Annotated in this window: 23 protein-coding genes; 8 read left to right on the top strand and 15 right to left on the bottom strand. The window is 61.7% G+C overall.

The genetic code is table 11. From position 1 onward, the window contains the following. Positions 1-849: 849 nt before the first annotated feature. The 3 genes from C2L64_RS46695 to C2L64_RS46680 all read right to left on the bottom strand — a co-directional run bounded on the left by C2L64_RS46695 (position 850) and on the right by C2L64_RS46680 (position 2,580). Positions 850-1,179, bottom strand: coding sequence for a hypothetical protein (locus tag C2L64_RS46695; RefSeq protein WP_039901804.1), 330 nt, complete (start codon positions 1,177-1,179; stop codon positions 850-852). 736 nt (positions 1,180-1,915) lie between these two features. Next, entirely contained in the window at positions 1,916-2,338 is a 423-nt protein-coding gene (locus C2L64_RS46685) for a type II toxin-antitoxin system VapC family toxin (RefSeq protein ID WP_086910435.1), read from the bottom strand. After that, positions 2,326-2,580, bottom strand: a complete 255-nt coding sequence (locus tag C2L64_RS46680; RefSeq protein WP_007590358.1) for a type II toxin-antitoxin system Phd/YefM family antitoxin — start codon at positions 2,578-2,580, stop codon at positions 2,326-2,328. Before C2L64_RS46680 ends, C2L64_RS46685 begins: the two co-directional genes overlap by 13 nt. A 181-nt stretch (positions 2,581-2,761) precedes the next feature. On the opposite strand from C2L64_RS46680, the gene C2L64_RS46675 reads away from it, so the two are divergent. Then, complete coding sequence (locus tag C2L64_RS46675; RefSeq protein WP_208648316.1) at positions 2,762-4,543, top strand: Rieske (2Fe-2S) protein; 1,782 nt, start codon at positions 2,762-2,764, stop codon at positions 4,541-4,543. Positions 4,544-4,807: 264 nt separating this feature from the next. Here the strand turns inward: C2L64_RS46675 and C2L64_RS46670 are convergent, their stop codons facing one another. Next, on the bottom strand, positions 4,808-5,146 hold the full coding sequence (locus C2L64_RS46670; protein WP_103154095.1) for a hypothetical protein: 339 nt from the start codon (positions 5,144-5,146) through the stop codon (positions 4,808-4,810). A 337-nt stretch (positions 5,147-5,483) separates the two neighbouring features. Here C2L64_RS46670 and C2L64_RS46665 point away from each other — a divergent pair, with 337 nt between their 5' ends. Next, positions 5,484-6,176: a cytochrome b/b6 domain-containing protein gene (locus C2L64_RS46665; protein ID WP_103154094.1), complete on the top strand. Its 693-nt coding sequence runs from the start codon at positions 5,484-5,486 to the stop codon at positions 6,174-6,176. Between the two features lie 44 nt (positions 6,177-6,220). Here C2L64_RS46665 and C2L64_RS46660 read toward each other — a convergent pair whose 3' ends face one another. Beyond that, positions 6,221-6,682: a CHRD domain-containing protein gene (locus C2L64_RS46660; protein WP_103154367.1), complete on the bottom strand. Its 462-nt coding sequence runs from the start codon at positions 6,680-6,682 to the stop codon at positions 6,221-6,223. A 1,135-nt stretch (positions 6,683-7,817) separates the two neighbouring features. On the opposite strand from C2L64_RS46660, the gene C2L64_RS46655 reads away from it, so the two are divergent. Further along, positions 7,818-8,141 (top strand): four-helix bundle copper-binding protein, encoded by a 324-nt coding sequence (locus C2L64_RS46655; protein ID WP_007590350.1) that lies wholly within the window; start codon positions 7,818-7,820, stop codon positions 8,139-8,141. Between the two features lie 108 nt (positions 8,142-8,249). After that, positions 8,250-8,879: a dienelactone hydrolase family protein gene (locus tag C2L64_RS46650; RefSeq protein WP_103154093.1), complete on the top strand. Its 630-nt coding sequence runs from the start codon at positions 8,250-8,252 to the stop codon at positions 8,877-8,879. Here the strand turns inward: C2L64_RS46650 and C2L64_RS46645 are convergent. The 4 genes from C2L64_RS46645 to C2L64_RS46635 all read right to left on the bottom strand — a co-directional run bounded on the left by C2L64_RS46645 (position 8,876) and on the right by C2L64_RS46635 (position 11,748). Then, positions 8,876-9,988: a CapA family protein gene (locus C2L64_RS46645; protein WP_103154092.1), complete on the bottom strand. Its 1,113-nt coding sequence runs from the start codon at positions 9,986-9,988 to the stop codon at positions 8,876-8,878. The two genes, C2L64_RS46650 and C2L64_RS46645, sit on opposite strands and share 4 nt — an antisense overlap. A 251-nt stretch (positions 9,989-10,239) precedes the next feature. Next, complete coding sequence (locus C2L64_RS53790; RefSeq protein WP_158660617.1) at positions 10,240-10,377, bottom strand: hypothetical protein; 138 nt, start codon at positions 10,375-10,377, stop codon at positions 10,240-10,242. A gap of 399 nt (positions 10,378-10,776) precedes the next feature. After that, the gene (locus tag C2L64_RS46640; protein WP_238554806.1) at positions 10,777-10,974 is read right to left on the bottom strand and encodes a hypothetical protein; all 198 of its coding nucleotides are present in this window, start codon (positions 10,972-10,974) and stop codon (positions 10,777-10,779) included. Between the two features lie 339 nt (positions 10,975-11,313). Further along, positions 11,314-11,748 (bottom strand): DUF29 domain-containing protein, encoded by a 435-nt coding sequence (locus C2L64_RS46635; RefSeq protein ID WP_103154091.1) that lies wholly within the window; start codon positions 11,746-11,748, stop codon positions 11,314-11,316. 366 nt (positions 11,749-12,114) lie between these two features. On the opposite strand from C2L64_RS46635, the gene C2L64_RS46630 reads away from it, so the two are divergent. Together C2L64_RS46630 and C2L64_RS46625 are read left to right on the top strand one after the other, a co-directional pair. Continuing rightward, positions 12,115-13,299, top strand: coding sequence for an FIST signal transduction protein (locus C2L64_RS46630; protein ID WP_007590335.1), 1,185 nt, complete (start codon positions 12,115-12,117; stop codon positions 13,297-13,299). Between the two features lie 248 nt (positions 13,300-13,547). Continuing rightward, entirely contained in the window at positions 13,548-13,910 is a 363-nt protein-coding gene (locus C2L64_RS46625) for a hypothetical protein (RefSeq protein WP_131542686.1), read from the top strand. Between the two features lie 38 nt (positions 13,911-13,948). On the opposite strand, the gene C2L64_RS46620 is transcribed toward C2L64_RS46625, so the two are convergent. The 6 genes from C2L64_RS46620 to C2L64_RS46595 all read right to left on the bottom strand — a co-directional run bounded on the left by C2L64_RS46620 (position 13,949) and on the right by C2L64_RS46595 (position 20,000). Then, on the bottom strand, positions 13,949-14,362 hold the full coding sequence (locus C2L64_RS46620; RefSeq protein ID WP_086910557.1) for a hypothetical protein: 414 nt from the start codon (positions 14,360-14,362) through the stop codon (positions 13,949-13,951). A 705-nt stretch (positions 14,363-15,067) separates the two neighbouring features. Beyond that, positions 15,068-15,274, bottom strand: coding sequence for a hypothetical protein (locus C2L64_RS46615; RefSeq protein WP_007590330.1), 207 nt, complete (start codon positions 15,272-15,274; stop codon positions 15,068-15,070). Positions 15,275-15,338: 64 nt separating this feature from the next. Beyond that, entirely contained in the window at positions 15,339-16,076 is a 738-nt protein-coding gene (locus C2L64_RS46610) for an ABC transporter ATP-binding protein (RefSeq protein ID WP_007590329.1), read from the bottom strand. After that, positions 16,064-17,878, bottom strand: a complete 1,815-nt coding sequence (locus C2L64_RS46605) for a branched-chain amino acid ABC transporter ATP-binding protein/permease (RefSeq protein ID WP_103154090.1) — start codon at positions 17,876-17,878, stop codon at positions 16,064-16,066. Before C2L64_RS46605 ends, C2L64_RS46610 begins: the two co-directional genes overlap by 13 nt. Before the next feature lie 3 nt (positions 17,879-17,881). After that, positions 17,882-18,781 carry a branched-chain amino acid ABC transporter permease gene (locus tag C2L64_RS46600; protein ID WP_103154089.1) on the bottom strand — a complete coding sequence of 300 codons (900 nt, stop codon included), beginning with the start codon at positions 18,779-18,781 and terminating at the stop codon, positions 17,882-17,884. 25 nt (positions 18,782-18,806) lie between these two features. Continuing rightward, positions 18,807-20,000: a branched-chain amino acid ABC transporter substrate-binding protein gene (locus tag C2L64_RS46595; RefSeq protein WP_103154088.1), complete on the bottom strand. Its 1,194-nt coding sequence runs from the start codon at positions 19,998-20,000 to the stop codon at positions 18,807-18,809. Between the two features lie 259 nt (positions 20,001-20,259). On the opposite strand from C2L64_RS46595, the gene C2L64_RS46590 reads away from it, so the two are divergent. Both C2L64_RS46590 and C2L64_RS46585 read left to right on the top strand, forming a co-directional pair. Continuing rightward, a complete protein-coding gene (locus tag C2L64_RS46590) occupies positions 20,260-21,504 on the top strand; it encodes a D-amino acid dehydrogenase (RefSeq protein WP_103154087.1) in 1,245 nt (414 codons plus the stop codon). Beyond that, a complete protein-coding gene (locus tag C2L64_RS46585; protein ID WP_103154086.1) occupies positions 21,501-22,277 on the top strand; it encodes a maleate cis-trans isomerase family protein in 777 nt (258 codons plus the stop codon). The genes C2L64_RS46590 and C2L64_RS46585 overlap by 4 nt, the downstream gene beginning before the upstream one ends. Positions 22,278-23,158: the final 881 nt, after the last annotated feature.

Here is a 23,158-nt window from a genome sequence, read left to right as displayed (position 1 = left end):
ACCCGGCGCGTTCCCTCAGGGTCTCTCTTCGATTTGGGTTCGTTCATTGTCGACGGCTCCGGTTGTTGACCGACACCCGCTGGCGCTCACTTTCTTTTCAGGTAATGGCTGTCAACTCGGCGCAGGCGAGGTCATTGTGTGGAAAGCCATGATTGCTCTAGCCGTCCGACTGCCTCCTACTGCGCCGGACGTCCAGTCTTGTAGTAAGAGAATAGTCGAAAAAGCCAGGAACGCAGCGTTTACGGTCGCTCCGGCTCCGTCAGCGCGCGCCCACCGTGCTGTTTCCGGTCGTTCACGACCCGTTTTCGCTAACTTGCCGCACTTCGAGCAGCCAGCCATAGTCCCGCAGCCGTAGCGGTATGGCCACTGCTCCTGTCTTCATGTGAATCCGTCAGGGCCGGCATGCGCCTGCTTCTGGCGCAACGAAACTGGGGAGTCGCGATGAACGAAGCGAACGCTGTGTCAGCTGCCCCGATGTCTCGCGAATGCTGCAATCCGCAGGACGGCAATGCCACCTTCAAACTTCCCGTCGACTCCGTCAGCGAGCATGCAATCGTCAGGCTCAGCGAAATTGGCATCGTTACGACGTGGAACCGGGGCTCAACGTCCAGAGGGATACACCGCCGACGAAATAATCGGTCAGCATTTCTCTGCCCTCTACACCTCGCACCAGGTCTCGGCGGGACACCCGGAAGAAGTGCTGCGAAACGCGCGGGCCGCCGGTGAGTATTCAGAAGAAGGCTGGCGCGTTCGCAAGGACGGCTCCCGCTTCGGGGCAAGCATTGTCATCTCGCAGCATTGGTCGCGCTTATCCAGTACGACCGACCTCGTCGGGCGGTGGTATCTGCTTCACTGGTCGGGTTTCATGATGCCCATGTGCATGGCAGTGTCGAAGCACATCACGACCAGTTCGTCATGGGACACCCCCTCCGTCAAACGATGGTTGAGAACCTCGTCGAATGTGCCGGCGCACTCTGAAACGGCATTCATCGCATTGCCTTCCGTTCGGTTATACGCCCCCGCAATCAGCCATCGAGCCCGACACTTTGCGGCGTCTATCGTCTCCTGAGCCGGAGCATCCCGGCCTGCCGCGTGACATTCGGGAACAGGGATTGGCTGGAATGCTTGCGACAACGACGGGATGACAAGGACAGCAGCGGCAACCAGTCGATGGTTCATGATTTTTTCCTTTTTCGTGGCCACGAACCTCAGGGATCTCCAGACGCGGATGTAAGCACGCCCCCGTCGAGGCCATTCTCTGTTGGCTCGGGCGGATAGTCTGTGCGCCAGCTTACCGTCTTTCCCTCTCCTGCCCTCTCATTGAGCAGATGCCTGGGGATCTCGACTACCTTCCCGGCAATCAGATCGAGCGCGCGATCGTCTTCGAGCAGGACGGGACACTCGGGTATGTCGGCAGCGCGCCCGCGTTTTTCAACTCGCGGCTGGCGTTTCTCGCCCGGGCGACACCCTGGCACAGCGCAGGTATCTGCGGCCAGCGGCCAAGATCATCGTCGAGGCCGCGTTTCTCGATTGAACCGAGGCGGCGAAGTCACGCACTCCGTCTTCCGGCGCTGCGCAGTGAAAAGCAACTCGGGAGGTGATGGTCGAGCCGTGACCAATGATCGGTGCTCACCCGGCACGCATCCACGCACTATCGAACGCTCGCTCTATAACGTTAATGACATCAGGTAGTGTCGTGGATAGCCAGCAGGCGGCCTGATTTTCGCGGTCGTGGTCGCCGCGCTCATGCTTCGATACCACCGAGCGAATCACTTCACCGGCTTGCGCAAGGAATTCTGCATGCTGGACAGTGGAGCATGGAGATGGACGCTCGACTGCTTCCGGGTGCAGCGCGCGCCGTAGACTGCCAGACACTAAAAAGAAGTCGTCGGAGCGAACCGCGCGACGCCTGCGTTCAATGAGCCGCCTTCGGCGCTTCGATGACTTCAATCACGTCGAGCGCGCGAAAGTCGTCAGGATTGCTCGTGAGAAGCGGAAGACGATGTTCGTGAGCCTGAGCGGCGATCCAGAGATCGTTATAACGCGGGCGCGAATTACGACCCGCCACCTTCATCATGGTCGCGAGCAGACCGAATGACTGTGTCGTCTCGCGCGTTACCGCGAGCACCGACATCCGTTCGACGGCGCGCAGCAATGCCGTTCGCTCGGCTCGCTCTCGCGCGTCGTTTGGGAGCTGCGCGCCGAACGCCAGTTCGCCAAGCGAGATCGCCGAGACATGGACCAGTTCAGACCCAGCGAGGCTGTAGATCGCGTCAACGTCGAGGATGCCCCGACTGACATCGATCCAGACACACGTATCAACGATTACTTCTGCCACGGATCACGCACCTCGTCGTCGAAATCGGCGTTGCGGATATCGGACTTGTAACGCTCGGCAACCTCGGGCGACATCCTGGGGAGCCGCTCGAAGGCTTCACGAAGCGTGACAGCGCGCACGGGAGGATTGATTGTGCCGAGTACGGTGTTATTGCGCGTGATCGTGACAGACTCCCCCCGAGCCAGGGCGTCGAGCACCTGATTCGTGCGCCGGGCGAGATCGGTGGCAGTGACAGTAGTCATGAGTAGCTCCGCTTAAGACAATACATATTATGCGTAATTTGCGTATTTTTGTCCCGTCAGGGCAATTGCTTCACGGGTAGCGAGTGCGGGCGAACAAAAGCATGCTTCTGTTGCCGGGGACCCGGCGTACCTACAATGTCCCTGCGATGTCCGCGGAGAGACGAATGCGGGAGGTATGCTCATGGACGCATCGAATAACGGATTCATGCTCGTGGGAAGCCTTGAAGAGCTGAGGGTGAAGGGGCGGCTCGTTGTGCAAGGTGGCCATGGTCCAATCCTCGTCATCTACGACCGCGGGCGCGTCTTCGCCCTGGACAATCGTTGCCCACACATGGGCTTTCCGCTCGAGCGAGGCACTGTCGAGGATGGCATCCTGACCTGTCATTGGCACCATGCCCGCTTCGATCTGCAGAGCGGCTGCACATTCGACCTCTGGGCGGACGATGTGCCGAGCAGCGCGGTCCAGGTGCGCAATGGCGACGTCTGGGTGGCGACCACGTTTGGACATTCCGATCCCGCGGCGCACTGGCGTCAGCGGTTTGCGGATGGCCTTGCGCACAATCTCGGACTCGTCATCGCCAAAGCCGTGCAGGGTCAGCTCACGGCCGATGTATCTGTGGCCGACATCGTGCGACGGGTGGCGCTGTTCGGAGCGCAGAACCGCGATGGCTGGGGCGTCGGTCTCACGATTCTGACGGCGCTCGCCAATCTGTTGCCGCTGCTGAAAGAGGACGACACCTATCTCGCCCTGTTCCACGGCGCGCGCCGTGTGGCGGCGGACTGCGCGGGCGAGGCGCCGCGGCGGGAACGTGCACCGTTAGACAGCCGGCCGGAGCCAGCTGCGCTCAAGCGTTGGCTGCGCCTCTGGACAAACGTGCGTCACCGCGAGGCGGCTGAGCGCACCCTGTTGACGGCGATTGCCACGGGGGTTTCACCCGCTGCGCTCGCCGACGCCCTGCTTTCTGCCGGCACCGAGCGGGCGTTTGCCGACACAGGTCATTCGCTCGACTTCGTCAACAAGGCGTTTGAGTGCCTCGACCTGGTCGGCTGGGAACACGCGTCAGTTTTGCTGCCGACTATCATCGCCCAGATGGTGGCCGCTCGTGGCGCCGAGGAATCGACCGCCTGGCGCCAGCCTGTCGATCTTGTCGCGCTGTGTGACGAATCAGCCAGCGAGATGGGGCAACTCTTCGCTGACGGACGCGGCTCGCAAAGCTGGTCAGAGCACGCGGCGCTGGCGCGGGAACTGCTCGGAGACGATCCAGCGAAAATCATTGATGCGCTGAAGGCGGCGATCCGTGCTGGCGCCGCGCCTGCTGACCTGGGACAGTCACTCGCTTATGGCGCGGCGCTGCGCGTCGCGCGCTTCGGCAATGCCAACGAGCACGCCGACTGGGAGACGGCGCACCACGTTTTCACCCATGCCAACGCGGTCCAGCAGATGCTCAGGCGGATCGGGAACGAGGACATCGACGGCTACGTCGCGGCCGTGCGCGCCATCACGCACGGGGCCATGGCGCTCTACCTTGCCCGTTATCTGAACGTGCCACCGGCGGGCATCCCGGGCGAAGGTAACGATCAGCTCGACGACCTCCCCGCCGATCCGGAGACGATCCGCACCGCGTTGCTCGATGCCTTCGACCGGCAGCGACAGGTCGATCTTGTGGCAATGCTGGTAGCGCGCCATCTCACGCTCGGCCATCCGCCCCAGGCGCTGATCGCCACGCTTGCACTTGCGGTGCTGCGCGAAGATGCAGGCTTCCATGCCTATCAGATGCTGGAGGCTGGGGCCCGGCAGTTTGCTGTGTGGGGCGACTCTGGCGAGGGTCGCCATATTCTCATTGCGGTCGCCCGCTATCTCGCGGCTCATTCACCGACTGAACGCGGCACGCTGCAGACGGCCGATATCGCGCGGCGCCTGATGCGTGGGGGCGAAATACATCAGGGAGCTGGAGCGCCCTGACGCAAGTGCTCCGTGGTCGTGAAGTGGATTGAACAACGGGCAGTAGATAACGGCTAACTGCGACCCTAACGGGTAGTACAGCGTCCTTGCAGCAGCTCATCGCTAGCGAGCACTTCATTCATTGATTGCGCGCCGATGGCGCTTTTCCATGTAGGGCCCACAAGAACTGATGCAGGCCGCTCGGCGTCCTGCCACCGTCGTATCCCGCGCGACAGGCGCGACTGCCTCAGATATAACACGATGTGCGCCGCCGCGTTGTGGCGATCACGGTCTGGTCAGCATCTGGAGGATTTTCTGTAGGGTGCGCTCATGCTGCTCCAGCGCCTCATCGAGCGTGCGGACTCCGTAGCTCTCGTTGTCTCGCTCCTGCTGCATGCCGGCAACACGGGTCACAAACGGCAGGGGCTCTCCGCTACCCGTTTCAGATACACCGCGAAAGCGGGTAGTGATTGTCACGCCGGATTCCTCCATCAATGTGCGCCGAAAAATCAGGTCATTCTCAGACCGCCAGCGCGACCACTCGCTGAAGTCGAACACCTCGACAGGCTTATTCTTCCCATCGAGGATATACAGGTGTTTGCGCGCGATGCTATTGGGTTTCATATTTCAGTGGGTGGCGTGAGCATGAAGCAGATCGCCTCTCGTCATCAGAGCGCGTAGACGTGACTAGTGGAGTGGTTATGCCCGCCGCCTGATAAGTCTTAGCGTGATCGACGATGCGATTCGGCGACGATTTCACACACTTCCAAGTGGGTACGCCACGCGTCAGCGAAAAATTTTGCGCACGCGTGCAAGGAAAACTGCCTTTAGTATCCGTCGAGGTAGCGTAGCTCATTGCTGGACACAATGGCCTAACTCATTACCGCGGTGCTATTCTTCGGCGTGGTGTTCATCGCGGCCCTGTATCTCTTCTAGCCGCTTGCGGGAGGAGACACGGCACATGGATGCCGACGAACTTGCAACACTGCAGACACAGCCTGCCCGCCGCCCGGTGCTGGTCTGGGACGCACCGGTGCGCCTGTTTCACTGGCTGGTGGTCGCGCTGGTTACGGCGGCGTATGTCACCTTGAAGCTGAACTGGATCGACTGGCACGTCCGGGTCGGCGAGTCGCTGCTCGCCCTGGTTATTTTCCGGCTGCTGTGGGGCTTCTTTGGAAGCGAGACCGCGCGCTTTCGCAGTTTCGTGGCGTCGCCCGCGGCTGCACTTCGTCATCTGCGTCACCTGTTTCGGCGCGAGCCGGATGTGCAGATGGGCCACAATGCGGCCGGCGGCTGGATAGTCCTGCTGCTCCTCGCGTTGTTACTGGTCGAGACGCTGAGCGGGCTCTACGTCAACAACGACATCGCCGACGAAGGGCCGTTGAGTGTGGTGATCCCCTCGTGGCTCGCCAACGCCATCTCGACACTGCACGGGCTTGTTTGGGACGTGCTGCTCGCCGCGGTAACACTGCACGTGCTCGTGATCGCTCTCTACGCAATAGCGAAGGGACACAACCTGCTGCGGCCGATGCTAACCGGCTACAAGCTGCTGCCCTCGTTCATCGACGCGCCGCGGCAGACGCCAGCGCTGCTGGCGCTGCTGCCGCTCGGGGTCGGGGCTACCGTGGTGATGCTGCTCGCGGTTTTTCTCTGAGCTCGCCGCGAACCTGATCTCAGGGTGCCGTTTCAGTCGTTGCGTCAGTAGCTCTTCGGCGGCACCACCTGGCCGCGGATCTCCCCGTTCGGATGGTTCTTGGTGTGAACGTTGATGTACATGTCACCGGCTTCGAACATCTTGGCGTCGTCAGGGGATAGCGTGGCCTGACCGCTAAGTGGGCTCGTCATCTCCATGCTGCCCTTCTGAGAGAGCCAGACTTTCACGTCGGCGTTTTTGCCGGCCGGGGCGGGGCCGTGGAAATGCGCCATTGTGGCCTGACTCGACAATCCGCTGAAGCTGATGTTCCAGGTTACGACCCGCGTACCAGGGTCGTACGTGAGCCTGGCACTGCCGCTGCCAGGAGTCTGCACCGGTGGGACCTGTTGGCCACCCACCAATGGCACTTCAAATGGGACCGGCGCCGCTTGCGCCAAGGACAGCATGCCCGCCAGGGCCAGACCACCGAATGCCATGAAAGCGCGCCGCGAGATCGATTGTGACATCTGGTTTTCTCCTTTTTGGGTTTGCTTTTGCTGAGCGGTAACCACTATCGATGAGCGCGGAGCACCTCGTCGACGCCGCTGGCAGCCAAAGGGGTGAGAGAAGGATAGACGCAAGCCGCCGGTAACTCTAGTTGGGGTCCCGGAAGCCCTTGACGACCTCAATGATGAAGCCCAAGGCAATCACTCCAGGTCCTCTGCTTGAGCGATGTCCTCCAGACTTTTTTTCGCAAGCTCATAATGGCGCTGCGCGCGGTCTCGAAGTGCAGGACAGATATTTCGTCTACGAGGCGGGTCAACTTCATGAGGGCCCGTTGGCCGTTGCACGTCAAATGCCGGCTTGCCTGGATGTTGGGAGACTGACTTTCGCATGATTTGGCGATTTCGCGACTCAGCGGTACATCGTCCGGCGTGCTTAGTGGGCAATGGAACGGCGACTTCGTAGCAGGAGCGACCGCCTGACGTCTGAGCAGGAAACTTTCGAACGACGCTTGACGGCCGGTCACACTGATAACTCGAATGGCGGGACTGGACCCCGCTTGTCGTGACGGACCGCCCTCGACCTATTGTGTTGAAGAACTCGACGACAGTTGTTCTCGCCAGGTTTGCAGGGGTCGTTTTACCCTTAACTAATGCTCGCGAGCGGGTTGTAGATCGATCTGAGAGTTCGATTTTTTTGAGTGCTATTCGAAAACAGCACGCTCCGAGTTTTTCAAATGTGAGGGACTTCCCCAACCTGAGGCGACGTTGAGGTCGCACTCATTTGCTATCGCCGATGGTCCAGGGCCGAGGTGGGCCGCACCGGGACGCTTCGGTTGAGACGGATGTGGATCACCGAGCGGCCATCGCGGATAGCGTCGACCCGTGAGGTTAGTCCCCCTGTTGTCGCCTTGTCTCGAAGAATCTCGTCCGGAACCACGGCGAACCGGTACAGCGAATCAAACTCGAAACGTTTAATCAAGCTATTCGCGAGAAATCCGGCTCGCAGCTTCGCTTTACGGCACCGACACTAGCGACTACGCTGCTACGAGAGGCGCGCTGGTCGGCCCTGAAGTCATTCGCAACACCTTGCGCCTTGCCTTGCAGGAGAGCACGCGGCGGACGCCGAACAACTCTATTCAAGTCTGGAGCTTCGTCGATGAACCCCGAAATCTATCAGCCGGCTATTGAAGCCTGCGATGCCTGTGCCGCTGCCTGCGATCGCTGCGCATCCGCCTGCCTCGATGAACCGGGCAGGGTGAGCATGGCCAAATGTATTCGCCTCAACGCCGATTGCGCTTCGCTATGCCGCCTCACATCTGCGGCGTTGGCTCGACAAAGCCATTTCGCACCCGAGTTTTGCGAACTCTGCGCACGGATCTGTGACGAGTGCGCCGATGAATGTGCGCGGCATGCACCTGAGCACTGCGGCACATGCAGCGATGCGTGCCGGACATGCGCGGAAGCCTGCCGGGCAATCTGATGTCTTGCTCGGCATCAGCGCGCCCGCGAGAATGACGGCGCACGCGTCGCGTATTGGGTCGGAAAATGTCGTACCCGGCTTGAGGATGCCATGGACCCTCGGCTCCAAATGCAGGAAGTCACCATTCCGGTGGAAGACGCCTTCCTGATGGGCACGCTTGCGCTGCTACAGGACGCTCAATCACTGGTTCTGTTCGCGCACGGCAGCGGCAGTTCACGGTTCAGCCCTCGTAACCAGTACGTGGCCACCGAACTCAACCGGGCCAGCATCGGAACGCTGCTGATGGACTTGCTCTCCGAGCAGGAAGACACCGGTCCCGCTGCCCGCTTCGACATCGAGCTGCTGGCGGTGCGTCTCGCGCAAGCAACGGCCTGGATCGCGGCAAAGCAGACGGCACGCCTCTCGTTTGGTTACTTCGGCGCGAGCACGGGCGCGGCTGCGGCGATCCGCGCGGCGCACGTGTCGTCGGTCCCGGTTGAGGCGATCGTTTCGCGAGGCGGCAGGCCCGATCTCGCCGGACGCGACCTTCTCGCCGCGGCGCAGGCGCCTACGTTGCTCGTGGTAGGCGGGCTCGACGCCACTGTCATCGAAGTCAATCGGGAGGCTTTCGCTCTTCTCGAATGTCCGAAGGATCTTGTGATCGTCCCCGGCGCCACCCACCTGTTCGAAGAGCCCGGCACACTGGAAGCCGTTGCGCGGTACGCGGTGCAGTGGTTCGAGCGTTATCTCGGCACCTAAGCGCCCGCACGCAGCACGAGCGTGTCGTTCGCGCGGCGCTCCACGGTGGCGCCCAATGGCTGACTCTCCCGATTCAGCGTTTCGTGTAACCATCGAATGCCTACTTCAGGCGCCCGGTTGATTTGGAAGTGGCGTGTCTGCGTCGGCGTCATCGACAGTTCGGCCAGCAAGCCTGTTTCAAGGTCGAGCGTGGGGAAATACATCAGCGCAAGGTCGCTGCGAAACGCTTCCTGACCGCCGATACCTTCATAGTCGTTGATGAAGTCCCCGGCACCGTACAGGACGAGTTTGCCTCGATACAGCTCGATGCCCTTCACGTGGTGCGACGAATGGCCGTGTACGAGATCCACGCCCGCCGAATCGATGAGTTCGTGCGCGAAGTATCGCCGCGACGCAGGTATGTCGAAATCGAAGTTCTCGCCCCAATGGATCGAGACGATGACGATGTCGGCTGCCTGCCTGACCGCTCGCACCTGCGCGGCGATCGTGCATACGGTGTCAGCCGAAAGATCAGAGAGCCGGTTCACGCCGGGGCGGCCCCGATCGGCGGCCCAGTCCGCGCCCGCGCCGCTGCATTCCGTGGCAAAGGCGAAGATCATCACCCTGCCGCCGCCCGCCAGTTCGATCACGGCAGGCGTGGCTGCCTCGACGTCGTCCTGCCCCGCGCCCGCCGTATGAATGCCGGCTGAACGCAAGGCATTCAGAGTTTCCTTCAACCCGCGATAGCCCCAGTCGAGCACATGATTATTCGCGAGCGCGCAGCAGTCGATTTTCGCGGCGCTCAAGACGGGAGCGTTGGCGGGATGCATGCGGTAGTGGATGCCCTTTCCGGGCCATGCGTCCTCGCTGGATGTGACGGCCGTCTCGAGGTTGATGATGCGCGCGGCAGGACACATGCGCTCCAGTTCGGGCAGCGCATCGCCCCACACGTAGCCGAACGGGACACACTCCGCTAATGGGCCGGTTTTCGCTTCGGCGAGGCTCACATAGTCTCTCGCCGAACGCATATAGGGCTCGTAGAGATGGGGCCGGTTCGGATGCGGCAGTATCTGATCGATACCGCGTCCCAACATAACGTCCCCGCACAGAAACAGCTTGACGCAGTTCATCTTCGCCGGCCTGTCCGTCAGTCAAATCCGTAGCGTGCTCGAGAGACTGGGACGCCTTGGTGAGGTACCCATGCCGCAGGTCGGCTCCGGGACGGCAAATGTATCCGGAAACCTGAACCGATTGTCAGGGCCGACCGGTGCGCCGCAAGTCGCGTTGATCGGCTTCGGCTGGATATTGATCTCGAAGCCGCGGTACTGGATGCTTGTCCCACAAGACCATGAGCGCCCCTCAATTCGATGTTGCGAGAGATTCATTGGCGCGGGCCATCTGTTTTATCCATCGGTTGCAGCCCCGACCAGGCCGTCGATGAAGGTATGGGCCCGACGTAACGGCCACCTTCATCAAGCGGCGACGTATCGATGTGGAACTCCTTGTAGTCGAACTGCATGGCCGCCTCCTGAGGTGCTCTACCCGTCATAGCGCTGTTAAGCTGCAGGCGCCCCGCCGCGTCCTGCCCTACGTTTGTCAACCTGTTCTGGTAATCCACAGTCGCGACAAATGAAAAAAACCACTTTCGTCCGTCTGGGTTTCGACTTCATCGAAAGCAAATCGCGCATTGCAGTTTCGGCAAGTCCACATGGCTTTCGCCGCTTCGCCGGTTGCCCAAGCTCTGAGGGTCGGCGCGGTAACTCAGGATGCCTGTCCTTCAAGTAGCCTGTTAGCGACGGGGCGCGCGGCAAAAGAGCAATTCGCGGGATTTGCAAAGCCTTGCGGCTCGGCACCCCGTTGCGCAATTCGCGTGACGTACATGGTTGCCTGTCCTGAGGGCGCCGTGCATCGGGTTCAGTCAGGCGAAGAACACAAACGGCAGCGTCAGCATCAGGTAGATCGCAAGTCCCGTGGCTGGCAGGCCAGTGACGATCGCGATTGCCGCGACCGCGCTTCCGACTAGCGCGAGCGCAACCAGCCAGCGTGAGTCAGCTTGCTGAGCGCTGACGTCTGCGCGTGGGCTTGTATCGACGCGATGTTCTTTGTGCCGTGCCATGCATTTTCGGATATGCAGGTCAAGCATGGCTATTACCTCAAATATATATTCGTTGTCCTACGAACGCGTGTCCGGACGTGCCATCGGACTGGAACGTCAAGAGCGTCAGCAATCCAATTGATGCCGATGCTCTCATGATAGCCGTCCGCGCACTTGAAACGCTTAAAATGGCCTTCTTTCTTGCGATCAGTTGGCGCGGATGGCGAACTCCGGGTCCTGATAGTAAAGGCGCATGGCGTCGGTGGACGAGACGATCCGCACTTCGCAGTCGCTCGCGCAGTCCGCCGTGATCCGGCTGCGGAAGCCTTGAATTCGCAGGGTGTTCCTGCGTCCCCTGCCCTAGTCCGGCCAGAACATCGGATCGAGGACCTGTTCCATCGGCCACGGGCAGCGCTCAGGAAAAAACGCAAAACCGATACTCGTCTCCTTGCTCGCTTCCTGGCGGGCATCAGCCCACACGTCCTTGATCCACTCGTCGTCGGCGAGAATCGGCTGCAGACTGGGTGTGCCTCTCAGTTGCACCTTCAACCGCTCACGCTGCACACGGATCATCGAACGCAAGCTCGGCGAGCGCAACTCCGGCTGGTACTGCCACCTGAGAAGCCGCGCGGTCAGGCCCGCCATGCGGCGCGTGATGTCACGCACTTCTGCTCTGGCTACGTCCTCCATTTCGTCGGCTATGTGCCCGACGTCAATTTCCTCGAACCGCCCGGCGCGCAGCAGCGCTGCCTGTTCCCGGGCCCACGCGATAATGTCCTGATCGTAGCTTGTCATGATAGTGATCCTCCGAAGTCCGGTAGTCAGCGGAGCCCGGAGAAGTACGACGCCAGTCCTGCTACGCCGGCGGCGCGCGCGACGATGCTCCGGACGGCGGGAACCCGGTGAAACGTCCAGCTGCGTGCGAGCCGGAAGCGCTCGCGATACCGTCGCTGCGCATTGCTTTTCAACAGGTAATGTAGCACCCGGCGGGCTTCAAAGCAGGGACGCGGCGTGGAGCTTCAATGGGCCGGGGTGTTACCATCTTTCTTGTGTGCGAGCGCTCGATGAGTACACCTTGAATCACCGATTGTTTGTTCCCTGACCGCCACCTCGACCGCGATGTCGTCGCCGGCGTGTTGTTGCCTTCGGCAGATTTGTGCCATGAACCACGCTTCGTTTATCCACGCTCACGCTGCTGACGCCGATTGGCGCGTGGCGCTCGCCGAGTGCCGGCAGCAACTTGACACCCGGATGACGGCGAGTGCGGCAGAGCAACATGTATCCGCACAGTTCACGCTCGGCTGGTGTTACCTGAGCGACTATTACACATCCGAGTCCGCGGCGATCCTCGACGAACTGCGGCGCGCGTACCCCGGCGTCGCTTGGGTCGGTACGGTCGGCGTCGGCGTAGCCGCCAGTGGCGTCGAGTACATCGACGAACCGGCCCTGACGCTGATGCTCGCCCCGCTGCCGCGGGAGTCGTTCCGGCTCTTCTCCGGGCGACAGCCTCTGCCTGCGGGGTCCTCAAGGTTCGTCGCCCATACGGCACTGGTTCATGCCGAAGGCACTACCCCGGACCTGCAGGAATTGTTGCAAGAACTGAGTGCCCGCACGACCACAGGCTATCTTTTCGGCGGTCTGTCCTCGGCCAGAAACCGTCCGCTCCACTTCGCGGACGGTGTGTTCAGCGGCGGGTTGTCCGGCGTGCTGTTCGGGCCCGAGGTCGGTCTGATCTCACGTGTGACGCAGGGCTGCCAGCCTGCCGGGCCGGTGCGTACCATCACCCGGGCCGAACACAATCTGGTGGTCACGCTGGACGGCAAGCCCGCTCTCGATTGCGTGTTGCAGGATCTTGGGCTCGACGAGGATCTGTCAACTGATGAACTGTCACAGGCCTTGTCCACCACGCTGGTGGGCTTGAGCACCGGTGCCGAGGATGTGCCGACGTGGCCTGGAAAATTCGGCGCGGATACGTTCGTGCGGCACCTGGTCGGTATCGATCCCCGGCACCGGATATTGGCGATTGCGGACCAGATCGAGCCAGGCATGCATCTGGCGTTTTGCACGCGCAATGCCGAGGCCGCCAGGCGCGATCTGGTGCGCATTGCAACGGAGATCCGCGCGGAACTGGAGAGCAACACCAAAGCCCACCTGTCGGGCGCGCTGTATGTCAGTTGCTCGGGACGCGGCGGGCCCCATTTTGGAGCGCGGCATGCGGAACTGCAGACGGTGCGGGATACCCTGGGCGAGGTGCCGCTGGTGGGCTTTTTCGCCGGCGGCGAGATCGCAAGGAGTCATCTTTACGGCTACACGGGGGTGCTGACGGTTTTCACAAGCCGGGACTGAGTAGCGCATACCGAGCCCCATACCGGAGTGGCCAACTAGACGGCACGACGCCCCGACATGACACCCAGGCTACACTTCATGCGCCGCGCCGACCGATCAATGTACGCCATCTTAGACAGTTGCAGGCTCTTACCGCAGAATCGTTCATCTCCGAGAAGTTGGAGCCGAACCCGAATCGGACGATCCGCGCGAAACGGAAACAGACTTCGCGCACGAGGCGGCAACCGTCGACGGAGACGGAGGCAGGCGTGGCAAACTCCACCAGGCTCGAGCTGTTTTGTCGGTTCTTCCTTGGCGTCTTTGTGGGCTTTTTTTGCATAACCGCCGCTCTTTTCGTGCGTTACATCTCGGGGAACCAGTTGCCGCAAGTAACCGCCGTGCAGCCGAAAAGCGCATCACAACTCTTGTCGGGAAGCGCCCCGGCAGTCCCATTTTCATCCGCTTCCTCACACAAACCGACGACGCCTTCGCGAGATACTGAGGAAAAGACACTCATTGCCTCGTCGGCTGCCACTATCGTCACATTCATCGCGGCCGCGGTGACTAACTTCCTGATCTGGCGGAAGGACAAGGCGAAGGCGATCAGAGAAAAGCGGGACGCGTCCCGCTAGTCCCTCGACCAGGAAGTTGCGACTCGACCCGCGTGCCGTCAGCTGTGTGACTCGGTACGCATACCGCCCACGCCGACCTTGCCGCGCCCGACGACACGATCGGTTTTGCTATGCGCCGAACTGCCAGGGCGCACCTTGTTCCTGGAGACGGCCGTGAACGTCACCTGATCTGCAGGGTAGTAAGTCGCCCTGTGCGGCGCCGCGTGATAGGCCAGATGGTCAGGGTTGAGGACGAGCTTGACGGTTTTCACGACGTAAAATTTTCCACTGCCCTTGATTACGTGCCCCAGCGGACGCGACAGCGCTTTTCCACCCGGCGCAGGGGCGTTCTCGACCCCGATCTCGTCGAACCAGGTGTCCGCGCACACGATTGCATACTTGACGCCATTGACGGTGACGTATGTCGCCTTCTCGCTGAGCTCGTAGCTGGGATCCCTGGCTTCGATTTCCATGATGGACGCCTCGTCGGACGATACCGAGACTAATAGTTTAGGGCTACCAACAAGGTGAGGCCCCTTGGTTGGCACTGGATCTGACTGTCACCTCGACATCGTCGTCAGCACCAGCGCGTGCTGCGTCGACACTCATCACCAGGCCGGCGACTCATCAAAAGACGTCTTACCCAGACGCGGACGAACGACGAAGTCCGCCTAAAGAGGGGTATCGAGCGCGCTTTCAAATGCCGGGGCGACGCCGATGGAATGACCCGAGCGAATCCGCCGTCAATGCTTTTTATGCGTATTGGCAACGCTCGGCGTCTCTCTGAGACGAGTCGCGCCGGATGGCAACGAAATCGGAGACGGATTCTTCGGCTGTTTCGGTTTTTTTACTTCGCGATTGCTGCGTAACTGACCTTTTGCCATGACACTACTCCCGGTTGTATTGGCGGACGCCGAAATGCTCGCGCATACGGATAGTGTGCACTGGCCACGGCATTCTGTCGCGACGTTTAGTGAGGGGATCGCATCCTGAAATCGCGCGTCCATCCGCGCTTGCAGCTTGATCTGTGCCACATTCCGAGCTGCACAGTCCCGCGATCGCCGCACGATGCATAACCGGCTGCCTCCGGGCTTCAATCGTGTCAATTTCTGATTCATACGTGATGCAATGCGGGCGGATGGTTTCGGCCCGCATTGCATCCGATCGACGACACAAAATCACTTCTTCCCTCCACCGTTCATGCCACTTCCCCTTCGCCATACCTCCTTGCCTTGTTCCGACGGCTCGCCGCAGCTATGCTCGGCATCGCTCTCGCTTCCTTCCATGGCCATTTCGCCGACGGCCTGTTCCTGCGCCTTCTGTTTCTGGTGATGCCGGGCCGCCATTGCTTCATCGTCCGACCTGCCTGCATAATTCAAGGTCATGATCTCGCGCCCTTGGGCTCCTTGAAAAAGCGGGCGGTGTGCGCAAAAATCTGCATGGCACCCGTTATGGCAATCCCGTCGATGACGCACTCCCTCCAAGATACGCGGCTCGAACACGGCCGTCGTTGACCAGATCCCGGGACGTACCCGACAGCGCCATACTCCCGCCTTCCAGCACATAAGCCCGGTGCGCAATGCGAAGAGCCTGTCTGACGTTCTGCTCGACAAGAAGCACCGAAGTGCCTTCCGTGCAGACGTCCGCGATCATGCCAAAGATCGCGCGCACCAGTTTCGGCGCGAGCCCCATCGACGGTTCGTCCAGCAACACAAGCCTGGGCTTGAGCATCAGCGCGCGCCCAATGGCGAGCATCTGCTGTTCACCACCGCTGAGCGTTCCGGCGTACTGGCCGCGTCGCTCGCCAAGCCGCGGGAAGGTCTCATAGAGGGCGGCGATCCGGCGATCCAGCGCCACAGCGTCGCGCCGCAACAGATAGCCGCCGAGGCGCAGATTCTCCTCGACTGTCAGCGTGCCGAAGATCCGTCGCCCCTCCGGCACGTGTCCAACGCCGAGCGCAACGATCTGATGGGAATGCATCCCCGTCAGCGGCCGCCCGGAGAGCGCGATCCGTCCGGCGCGTGGCCGGATCAGACCCGAGATGGTCCTGAGCATCGTGGTCTTGCCTGCACCATTGGCGCCGAGCAGCGCAACTATCTCGCCCGCCCCGACATCGAGCGAGACACCATGCAACGCCTCGATGTTCCCGTAACTCACGCGCAGATCGCGGACTTCTAGGAGTTCCACAGCGACCTCTCCCCGCTGGCGACATCGCCGGCCGCGTCGTCTTCTTCGGCGGTGCCAAGATACGCGTCAATCACGCGCGTATCGCTCTGGATCTGCGCGGGTGGCCCTTCGGCGATGATCACGCCGTGATCCATCACGATGATCCGGTCGGAGACGCCCATTACCAGCGTCATGTCGTGTTCGATGAGCAGCACCGTGACGCCGAGCGCGCGGATACGCCGGATCAGCTCCATCAGCGCGTACTTCTCTGTCGGATTCATCCCGGCAGCCGGCTCGTCAAGCAGCAGCAGGCGCGGATTGCTCGCCAATGCGCGAGCGATTTCGAGCCGGCGCTGGTCGCCATAGGGTAGATCGGCCGCGTATTCGCTCGCTCGTGCAGCAAGTCCGACCATGTCGAGCCAGCGCGTGCCTTGCGCCTCGTGTTCAGCCGCCTCGGCGTGAGCGGACGGTGTGCCCAGGAGTTCTGACACAAGCGATGTGTGCAACCGATGGTCCATTCCCGTCAGCACGTTCTCAAACGCGCTCATGTGACCAAAGAGACGAATGCCCTGAAACGTGCGGGCGATGCCGCGGTGCACGTTGCGGTGGGGTGCGCCGCCACCCAGGGGCGCGCCGCACCAGAACAGACGTCCATCGCTCGCGCGGACGACGCCAGTCAGGCAGTTGAAGACCGTCGTCTTGCCGGCACCGTTCGGGCCAATCAGCGCAAGGATCTCGCCGCTGCGCACGACAAAGCTGATTCCACCGACCGCCAGCACGCCGCCGAATCGGCACGCCAGATCGCGAACCTCGAGCAGCGTTTCGGCCGCCCCTGCCATGACGGGTGGTGCGGGTGAAGCCGGCACGCCTGACACACCCACATGCGGCATCGCGCGTTTTGCACGGACAGGCCACAAGCCTTGCGGTCGCAACAGCATCAGGATCACGAGCGCGACGGCGAATCCGAAAATGCGCCAGAGGTTCAGAAAGCGCAGCAATTCCGGTACGCCAGCGACGATGATCGCACCGAGAATCACGCCCGGTATGCTGCCGCGTCCGCCGAGCACGACGATGATGAGAATCGTCACGGACTGCAGATAAGTGAAACCGGTGGGATCGATGGTGCCGAAACGCGCGGCGAACAGGCTGCCCGCTATGCCGCCGATCAGCGCGCCCATTACGTAGGCCAGAAGCTTCACGCGCAGCGTCGGGACGCCGACTGCCTCGGCGGCCGCTTCGTCCTCGCGGATACTCGTCCAGGCACGCCCGAGCCGCGAGCGGCCGAGGCGGACCGCGAATAGCAGGACAACGATGAGGAACGCCATGCCCAGTTCGTAGACTGCGCGCGGCGAGCTGATCTCATAGCCGAAGAGACTCGCGCTGGCGATACCGTAAATCCCGTTTGGACCGCCCGTGATGTCGAGATTGGTCGCGACGATCCGGGTAATCTCGCCAAACCCCAGCGTGACGATGGCCAGATAGTCGCTACGCAGACGCAACGTCGGATAGCCAATCACCACCCCCGATACCCCGGCAAACGCCACGCTGAAAGGGAGCGTCTCCCAGAAAGAGAAACCCAGCAGCGTTTCGAGCAATGCGGTGGTGTAGGCGCCGATCGCAAAGAATGCCGCGTAGCCGAGATCGAGCAGGCCGGCATAGCCGACCACGATGTTCAGCCCCAGGCCGAGGATCGAGTACGTGACGATCGTCAGGGCGACATCGATCACGTAGTTGCTGGCGAAAGCCGGCAGCGCGATGGCAAGCGCGAGCAGCCCCACCGTGACGATCGTGGTCCGCACTCGCATCGGAACCGGTGCGCGCATACGCTACATCCTCTCGACGACGCGCTCGCCGAACAGGCCCGTCGGCTTGACCACCAGCACGGCGATCAGCACGCCGAACACGAACACATCCGTCCACCGCGACGACACATAACCAGCGCCGAATGCCTCCAGCAGCCCGATCAGGAGTCCGCCCGCCATGGCGCCCGGTATATTGCCGATGCCACCGAGCACGGCCGCGGTAAATGCGCGCAGGCCGAGCACGAAGCCCATGAAAAAGTTGATCTGCGTATAAAAGAGGCCCTCCATCACGCCCGCGACTGCAGCGAGAACCGATCCGATGAAGAAGGTGAGCTGGATCATCCGCTCGACATCAATGCCCATCAGGCGCGCTGCATCCTGATCGATAGCGAGCGCACGCATCGCGGTGCCGAGGAACGTGTGATGCACGAAAAAGTAGAGACCCAGCATCAGCGTAAAGCTGACGGCGACGATGCCGATCTGCGCGAACGTTATTTGCACGTCGAGCAGATTGAGTCCCGCGTGGGTGAGCAGGTGCGGATAGGTCCTGAAGCCGGCGCCGTAAATAAGAAGCACGGCGTTTTCGAGTGCCAGCGAGATGCCTAGCGCGGTAATGAGGATCGACAGGCGCGGTGCGCGCAGCAATGGCTGATACGCGACGCGCGCGATGGCGACGCCGAGTCCACCCGTCGCGACCATCGACACCGCGAAAGCAGCCGCCAGCGCGAGCGCAAGCGACAGATGCGCGCTCGCGAACGCTGCGAGGCTGGTCCAGCCGATAAATGCGCCGACCATGAACAGATCGCCGTGCGCAAAGTTGATGAGACGGATGATGCCGTAGACCATCGTGTACCCGAGGGCCACGAGCGCGTAGAACGAGCCGATCGTCAGCCCTTCGACGACGTACTGGAAAAAGGTGCTCATGGCCGCAACGGGTGAGCCGCGGCGCCTATTTCATTGCCACCCAGTGACCGCCCGCGTCCTGCCTTTGGTAAGCCGCGAACTGGTCGTTCCGCACGATGATCGTGATGTACACCGCGCGGCTGCGGTCGCCCTTCGGATCGAATCCGATCGTTCCAGTCAGGCCCGCATAGTCCTTGATCTTGTGCAGCGCGGCGATGATCGCCTTCGGGTCCGCCGATTTCGCATCGGCAATCGCCTTTGCCGTTACGGCGACGGCATCGTATTCATAGACGGAATACGGGCCGGGACCCTGTCCATATGCCTTTGTGTAGTCGTCGACGTAGCTGTGCGCGCCGGAAAGGAATTGCGCCAGCGGAGAGGTCGTGATGATCATGCCGTCGGCGGCCGGGCCGGCCGTTTTCATCAGCGTCGGGTCGTTGGTGGCGTCGCCACCCATGAGGGTCATCTTGAGGCCCAGTTGCCGCGCCTCCTTCACGAGCAGTCCGGCTTCGGAAAAGTAACCGGTGTAGTAGATCACGTCGGGTTTGAGCGACGCGACTTTGGTCAGGGTCGGCGAGTAATCCATCTGGCCGGGCGTGATCGAGTCAGCGTACACGACTTCGACACCGCCCTTCTTGAGCGCGTCGACCGTGTTCTGCGCCAGCCCCTTCGAATAAGTTGTATTGTCGTCGATGACCGCCGCGCGCTTCGCGTGCAGCGAGTTCTTGATGAAGCTGGCAGCGAACGGGCCCTGCTGATCATCACGGCCAATGGTGCGAAAGACGTTGTCGTAGCCCATTTCGGTCAGCTTCGGGTTGGTCGACGCATCGAGTACGTACGGAATGCCGGACCGATGAAAGGTCGTCAGCTCGGGAAGCGCGGCGCTCGAGCAATACCCACCGGCCACCGCGACCACACCCGCGTCGACCAGCTTCTGCGCGGCCTGCACCGCCGTTTGCGCGTCGCAGGCATCGTCCTCCGGCACGAGTTCGACCTGCTTACCCAGCACACCGCCCGCCGCGTTGATCTTCGCGGCGGCCAGTTTGGCGCCGTTGACGATATCGGTGCCGGCGTTGGCGCTGCTACCCGAAAGCGGCACCGGTACGCCGATCTTGATGGTCTGGCTATGCGCCACTTCGGGGGCGAGCGCGGCGAGTGTCGCCAGACCGAAGGTAGCCGCAGCAACGGTTTGCCGTAGCACGCGGAAGGCGTCGGGCATGCCATTGTTCTGAGCATTCATGTTCTCGGCTCCTGACTGTGAATCCGACCGGACGGTCCCGCGACGCGGGTAAGCCGGCGCGATCAGTTAGCGTAACGTAATAAATCGTCCTGCGCGGTATTCCGCGAGCCTCGTGTACACCTTTCGTGCAATGCCCGAGCAAGATGCCTTATTCATGATAGGTCCCCCGAACCGCTGAGCCGATATAGGGTATCCGCGTATAAATCACCCAAGAAAGCGGCGGCAGACCTATATTTACTAGACGACAACAGGGGTGCAGATGAAAAGCATCGTGCTCGGCGCCGGCCTTGCAGGTGTTACGACGGCGTATTACCTCGCGAGGGACGGTCGCGCCGTCACCGTGCTCGATCGCCGCTCGGGTGTTGCGCTCGAAACCAGCTTTGCGAATGCCGGGCTCGTCGCGCCGGGGCATTCGTATGCGTGGGCTTCACCGCACGCACCCAAAATCCTGTTGAAATCACTCTTCGTCGAAGGACAGGCGCTTCGCCTGCGACTCAACGCCGATCCGCACATGTGGGCGTGGTGTGTGCTGTTCCTGCGCAACTGCACCGCGACGCGCTCGCGCGAAAACACTTCGCGCAAGGTACGGTTGTGCCGATACGCACAGGATCAGCTACAGCAATTGACTGCAAGAGAACAATTGCAGTACGAGCGGATCAGCCGCGGCCTGCTGTATCTCTATCGTGACGCGGCGTCGTTCGAGCGCGGCCGCTCGAATATGTCGATCCTTGTCGAAAATGGTTTGCCGCTCGAAACGCTGGACGTCGCACAGGTAGTCGTGCGTGAGCCAGCGCTTGAGCACGCGCGCGACGGGATTGCCGGCGCGATCTACTGCCCCACTGACGAAAGCGGCGATGCGCATCAGTTCACCCGCGAGCTGCAGAAAGTCTGTGAGCGACTTGACGTACGCTTTATGTTTGACACCCCGATCAGTCGTATCGAAACGGCCGGCGACCGGATAACAGGTGTCCGCACGCCGGCGGGTCTGATCGACGGCGACGACTTTGTGATCGCGCTCGGCTCGTATTCGCCGATTCTCGCGCGCCCGCTCGGCTACAGGCTGGCGATCTATCCCGTCAAAGGCTACTCGGCGACATTTCCGGCCGGACGCGAATACCGGCCTCCGCAGATTGGCGGCGTAGACGAAAACCATCTCGTTGCATGGGCACGCTTCGGCGAACGCCTCCGCTTTACCGCGACGGCCGAATTTGCAGGCTACGACACGCGCCACACGCCCGCAGACTTTGTCCCGATGCTACGCGCGGCGCGCGAGTTGTTCCCCGACGGCGCCGACTACACGAAGCCGAGCTACTGGGCCGGGCTGCGACCCATGACACCCGAGGGCACCCCGCTGATCGGCCGTACACGCCACCGCAATCTCTTTCTGAACACGGGGCACGGACACATGGGATGGACGATGTCTTGCGGCACCGCAAGACTGCTCGCCGACATTATGACGGGGCGCACGCCCGAACTGGACCTGACAGGGATGACGATGAAATGAGCATGACCTCACTGCAGCACGATGCCTACATGAAGCTCGATTTCGCGCTCGACGGCGGAGTCGCGCAGCGCGCGGCAATCGGCCTCATCGTGCTGGCAACCGACCACACGATCGAACACGAATGGCGTCAGCTGCTCCGGCAGGACGGCGTCGCTTTCTATGAAAGCCGCTTGCGGAACTCGCCGGATATCACACCGGCACGACTGGCGGAAATTGAATCGCGCATCGCCCCGGCTGTCGGGTTGCTCCTTCCTGGGGAGCGGCTCGATGTGGTGGCGTTCGGCTGCACGTCGGCGGCCATGGTGATCGGCGAGGAGCGCGTATTTTCACGCATACGCGAGGCGCGTCCCGGCATCGCCTGCACGACCCCAATAACGGGTGCCGTCGCAGCCCTCGATGCGCTACAGGTGCGGCGTGCCGCGTTGCTGACGCCGTATATCCGCTCCATTAACGAGTTCATGTGCGACTACATCGAAGCGCGCGGGATTGCCGTGGCCCGCATCGCATCATTCGAACACGCAGACGATAACGAGGTCGCCCGGATCGACGCCCGGTCGCTTTGCACGGCGATCGGGCAGCTTGCGCGGCACGCCGATGTGGACGCGGTGTTCGTCTCCTGCACGAGCCTGCGTGTAGCTGCGCTGATCCCGCAACTGGAGGCGGCGACAGGCAAGCCCATCATCTCGAGCAACTTCGCGATGGCCTGGCACGCGTTGCGGCTTGCTGGCGTGCCCGATAGTGAGCCGCAACTAGGGCGGTTGTTTGCACTGTAGCAATGTTTAGCGGCGCGAGAGAAAAGGCACCCATGTCCCCGCATACCATGTCGATCGCTGCCTTCTGGCTGAACATCTCTGGCCGCAAGTCGCTCACCTCGCCGGTCACATCAGCCGGCAGATTCGCACGGCGTGCAGCGGTGCGGTGGCTTCGGCATCGGGCGCCTCATAGAGGCCGTAAGTCTTCTACGTGTCCGCGCTGAGAAATGAAAAGAGCCGTTCGACGCCCTCCTCGTTGCTTCACAGCGTCCGCACTTTCTCTGGTGACCTCAAGCTGTTCTGCAAAGCCAGCTCTGCTACGAACGCGGCTAGCCACTTAACCGGAACAGGCACCTCCACTTTGCGAAAACCCGGCGGCTCGTACCTCGGCGCAGCGCGGCGGCTGCTCGTAGCTGCAGAGATCCCTCTGGCGCCTGGCTTGGGGATGTTACGGACGAGTGAAGCCATCAAGTAATCCGTCGTTATGCCGTAGTTCGGAAAGCAGCCGTCCCGCACTCGGCCCGGAAAGCAAAACGAACCTGCGGCCCCGCCATGTCACGTACGCCACTTATCCTTGAGTCGATGCTCGCGACACCAGCGCGAGGGCAAAACAGCGTTACCCCGTCCACCCGCTCGTCGCTGCTCTCGACGCCGTTCGATATTGTCCGGCCGTGAATCATGTCCGCCTGCATCAACTGTGGGCGCTGCTATGGCTCAAGAGAGAATGCAGAGGTCGGCAATGTGCTCATACCGAGTAGTAGTGAGGTACCGAGCGATGCCCGCCCGTAAAAGCTTACCCATATGCCCGATTGCACAGCCGCCGTGCGACTGCGCGCCGTAAAGTCGCGCGCGATGCAATGAAGTGCGTCATGTCACCAGGTTCCGAATCTGACGTCGCTCGC

This window comes from Paraburkholderia hospita, assembly GCF_002902965.1.
Classification (GTDB): Bacteria; Pseudomonadota; Gammaproteobacteria; order Burkholderiales; family Burkholderiaceae; genus Paraburkholderia; species Paraburkholderia hospita.
Note: the sequence above shows the minus strand (reverse complement) of the source record. Positions and strands in the feature narration are given on the sequence as shown.

Coding starts and splice junctions, on each gene's coding strand:
- C2L64_RS46590 (WP_103154087.1), top strand. CDS start 20,260: ATGAAAAGCATCGTGCTCGGCGCCGGCCTTGCAGGTGTTACGACGGCG.
- C2L64_RS46640 (WP_238554806.1), bottom strand. CDS start 10,974: ATGGCACGGCACAAAGAACATCGCGTCGATACAAGCCCACGCGCAGAC.
- C2L64_RS46600 (WP_103154089.1), bottom strand. CDS start 18,781: ATGAGCACCTTTTTCCAGTACGTCGTCGAAGGGCTGACGATCGGCTCG.
- C2L64_RS46695 (WP_039901804.1), bottom strand. CDS start 1,179: ATGAACCATCGACTGGTTGCCGCTGCTGTCCTTGTCATCCCGTCGTTG.
- C2L64_RS46680 (WP_007590358.1), bottom strand. CDS start 2,580: ATGACTACTGTCACTGCCACCGATCTCGCCCGGCGCACGAATCAGGTG.
- C2L64_RS46635 (WP_103154091.1), bottom strand. CDS start 11,748: ATGACAAGCTACGATCAGGACATTATCGCGTGGGCCCGGGAACAGGCA.
- C2L64_RS46595 (WP_103154088.1), bottom strand. CDS start 20,000: ATGAATGCTCAGAACAATGGCATGCCCGACGCCTTCCGCGTGCTACGG.
- C2L64_RS46630 (WP_007590335.1), top strand. CDS start 12,115: ATGAACCACGCTTCGTTTATCCACGCTCACGCTGCTGACGCCGATTGG.
- C2L64_RS46585 (WP_103154086.1), top strand. CDS start 21,501: ATGAGCATGACCTCACTGCAGCACGATGCCTACATGAAGCTCGATTTC.
- C2L64_RS46655 (WP_007590350.1), top strand. CDS start 7,818: ATGAACCCCGAAATCTATCAGCCGGCTATTGAAGCCTGCGATGCCTGT.
- C2L64_RS46650 (WP_103154093.1), top strand. CDS start 8,250: ATGCAGGAAGTCACCATTCCGGTGGAAGACGCCTTCCTGATGGGCACG.
- C2L64_RS46645 (WP_103154092.1), bottom strand. CDS start 9,988: ATGAACTGCGTCAAGCTGTTTCTGTGCGGGGACGTTATGTTGGGACGC.
- C2L64_RS53790 (WP_158660617.1), bottom strand. CDS start 10,377: ATGCAGTTCGACTACAAGGAGTTCCACATCGATACGTCGCCGCTTGAT.
- C2L64_RS46665 (WP_103154094.1), top strand. CDS start 5,484: ATGGATGCCGACGAACTTGCAACACTGCAGACACAGCCTGCCCGCCGC.
- C2L64_RS46615 (WP_007590330.1), bottom strand. CDS start 15,274: ATGACCTTGAATTATGCAGGCAGGTCGGACGATGAAGCAATGGCGGCC.
- C2L64_RS46670 (WP_103154095.1), bottom strand. CDS start 5,146: ATGAAACCCAATAGCATCGCGCGCAAACACCTGTATATCCTCGATGGG.
- C2L64_RS46660 (WP_103154367.1), bottom strand. CDS start 6,682: ATGTCACAATCGATCTCGCGGCGCGCTTTCATGGCATTCGGTGGTCTG.
- C2L64_RS46675 (WP_208648316.1), top strand. CDS start 2,762: ATGGACGCATCGAATAACGGATTCATGCTCGTGGGAAGCCTTGAAGAG.
- C2L64_RS46605 (WP_103154090.1), bottom strand. CDS start 17,878: ATGCGCGCACCGGTTCCGATGCGAGTGCGGACCACGATCGTCACGGTG.
- C2L64_RS46620 (WP_086910557.1), bottom strand. CDS start 14,362: ATGGAAATCGAAGCCAGGGATCCCAGCTACGAGCTCAGCGAGAAGGCG.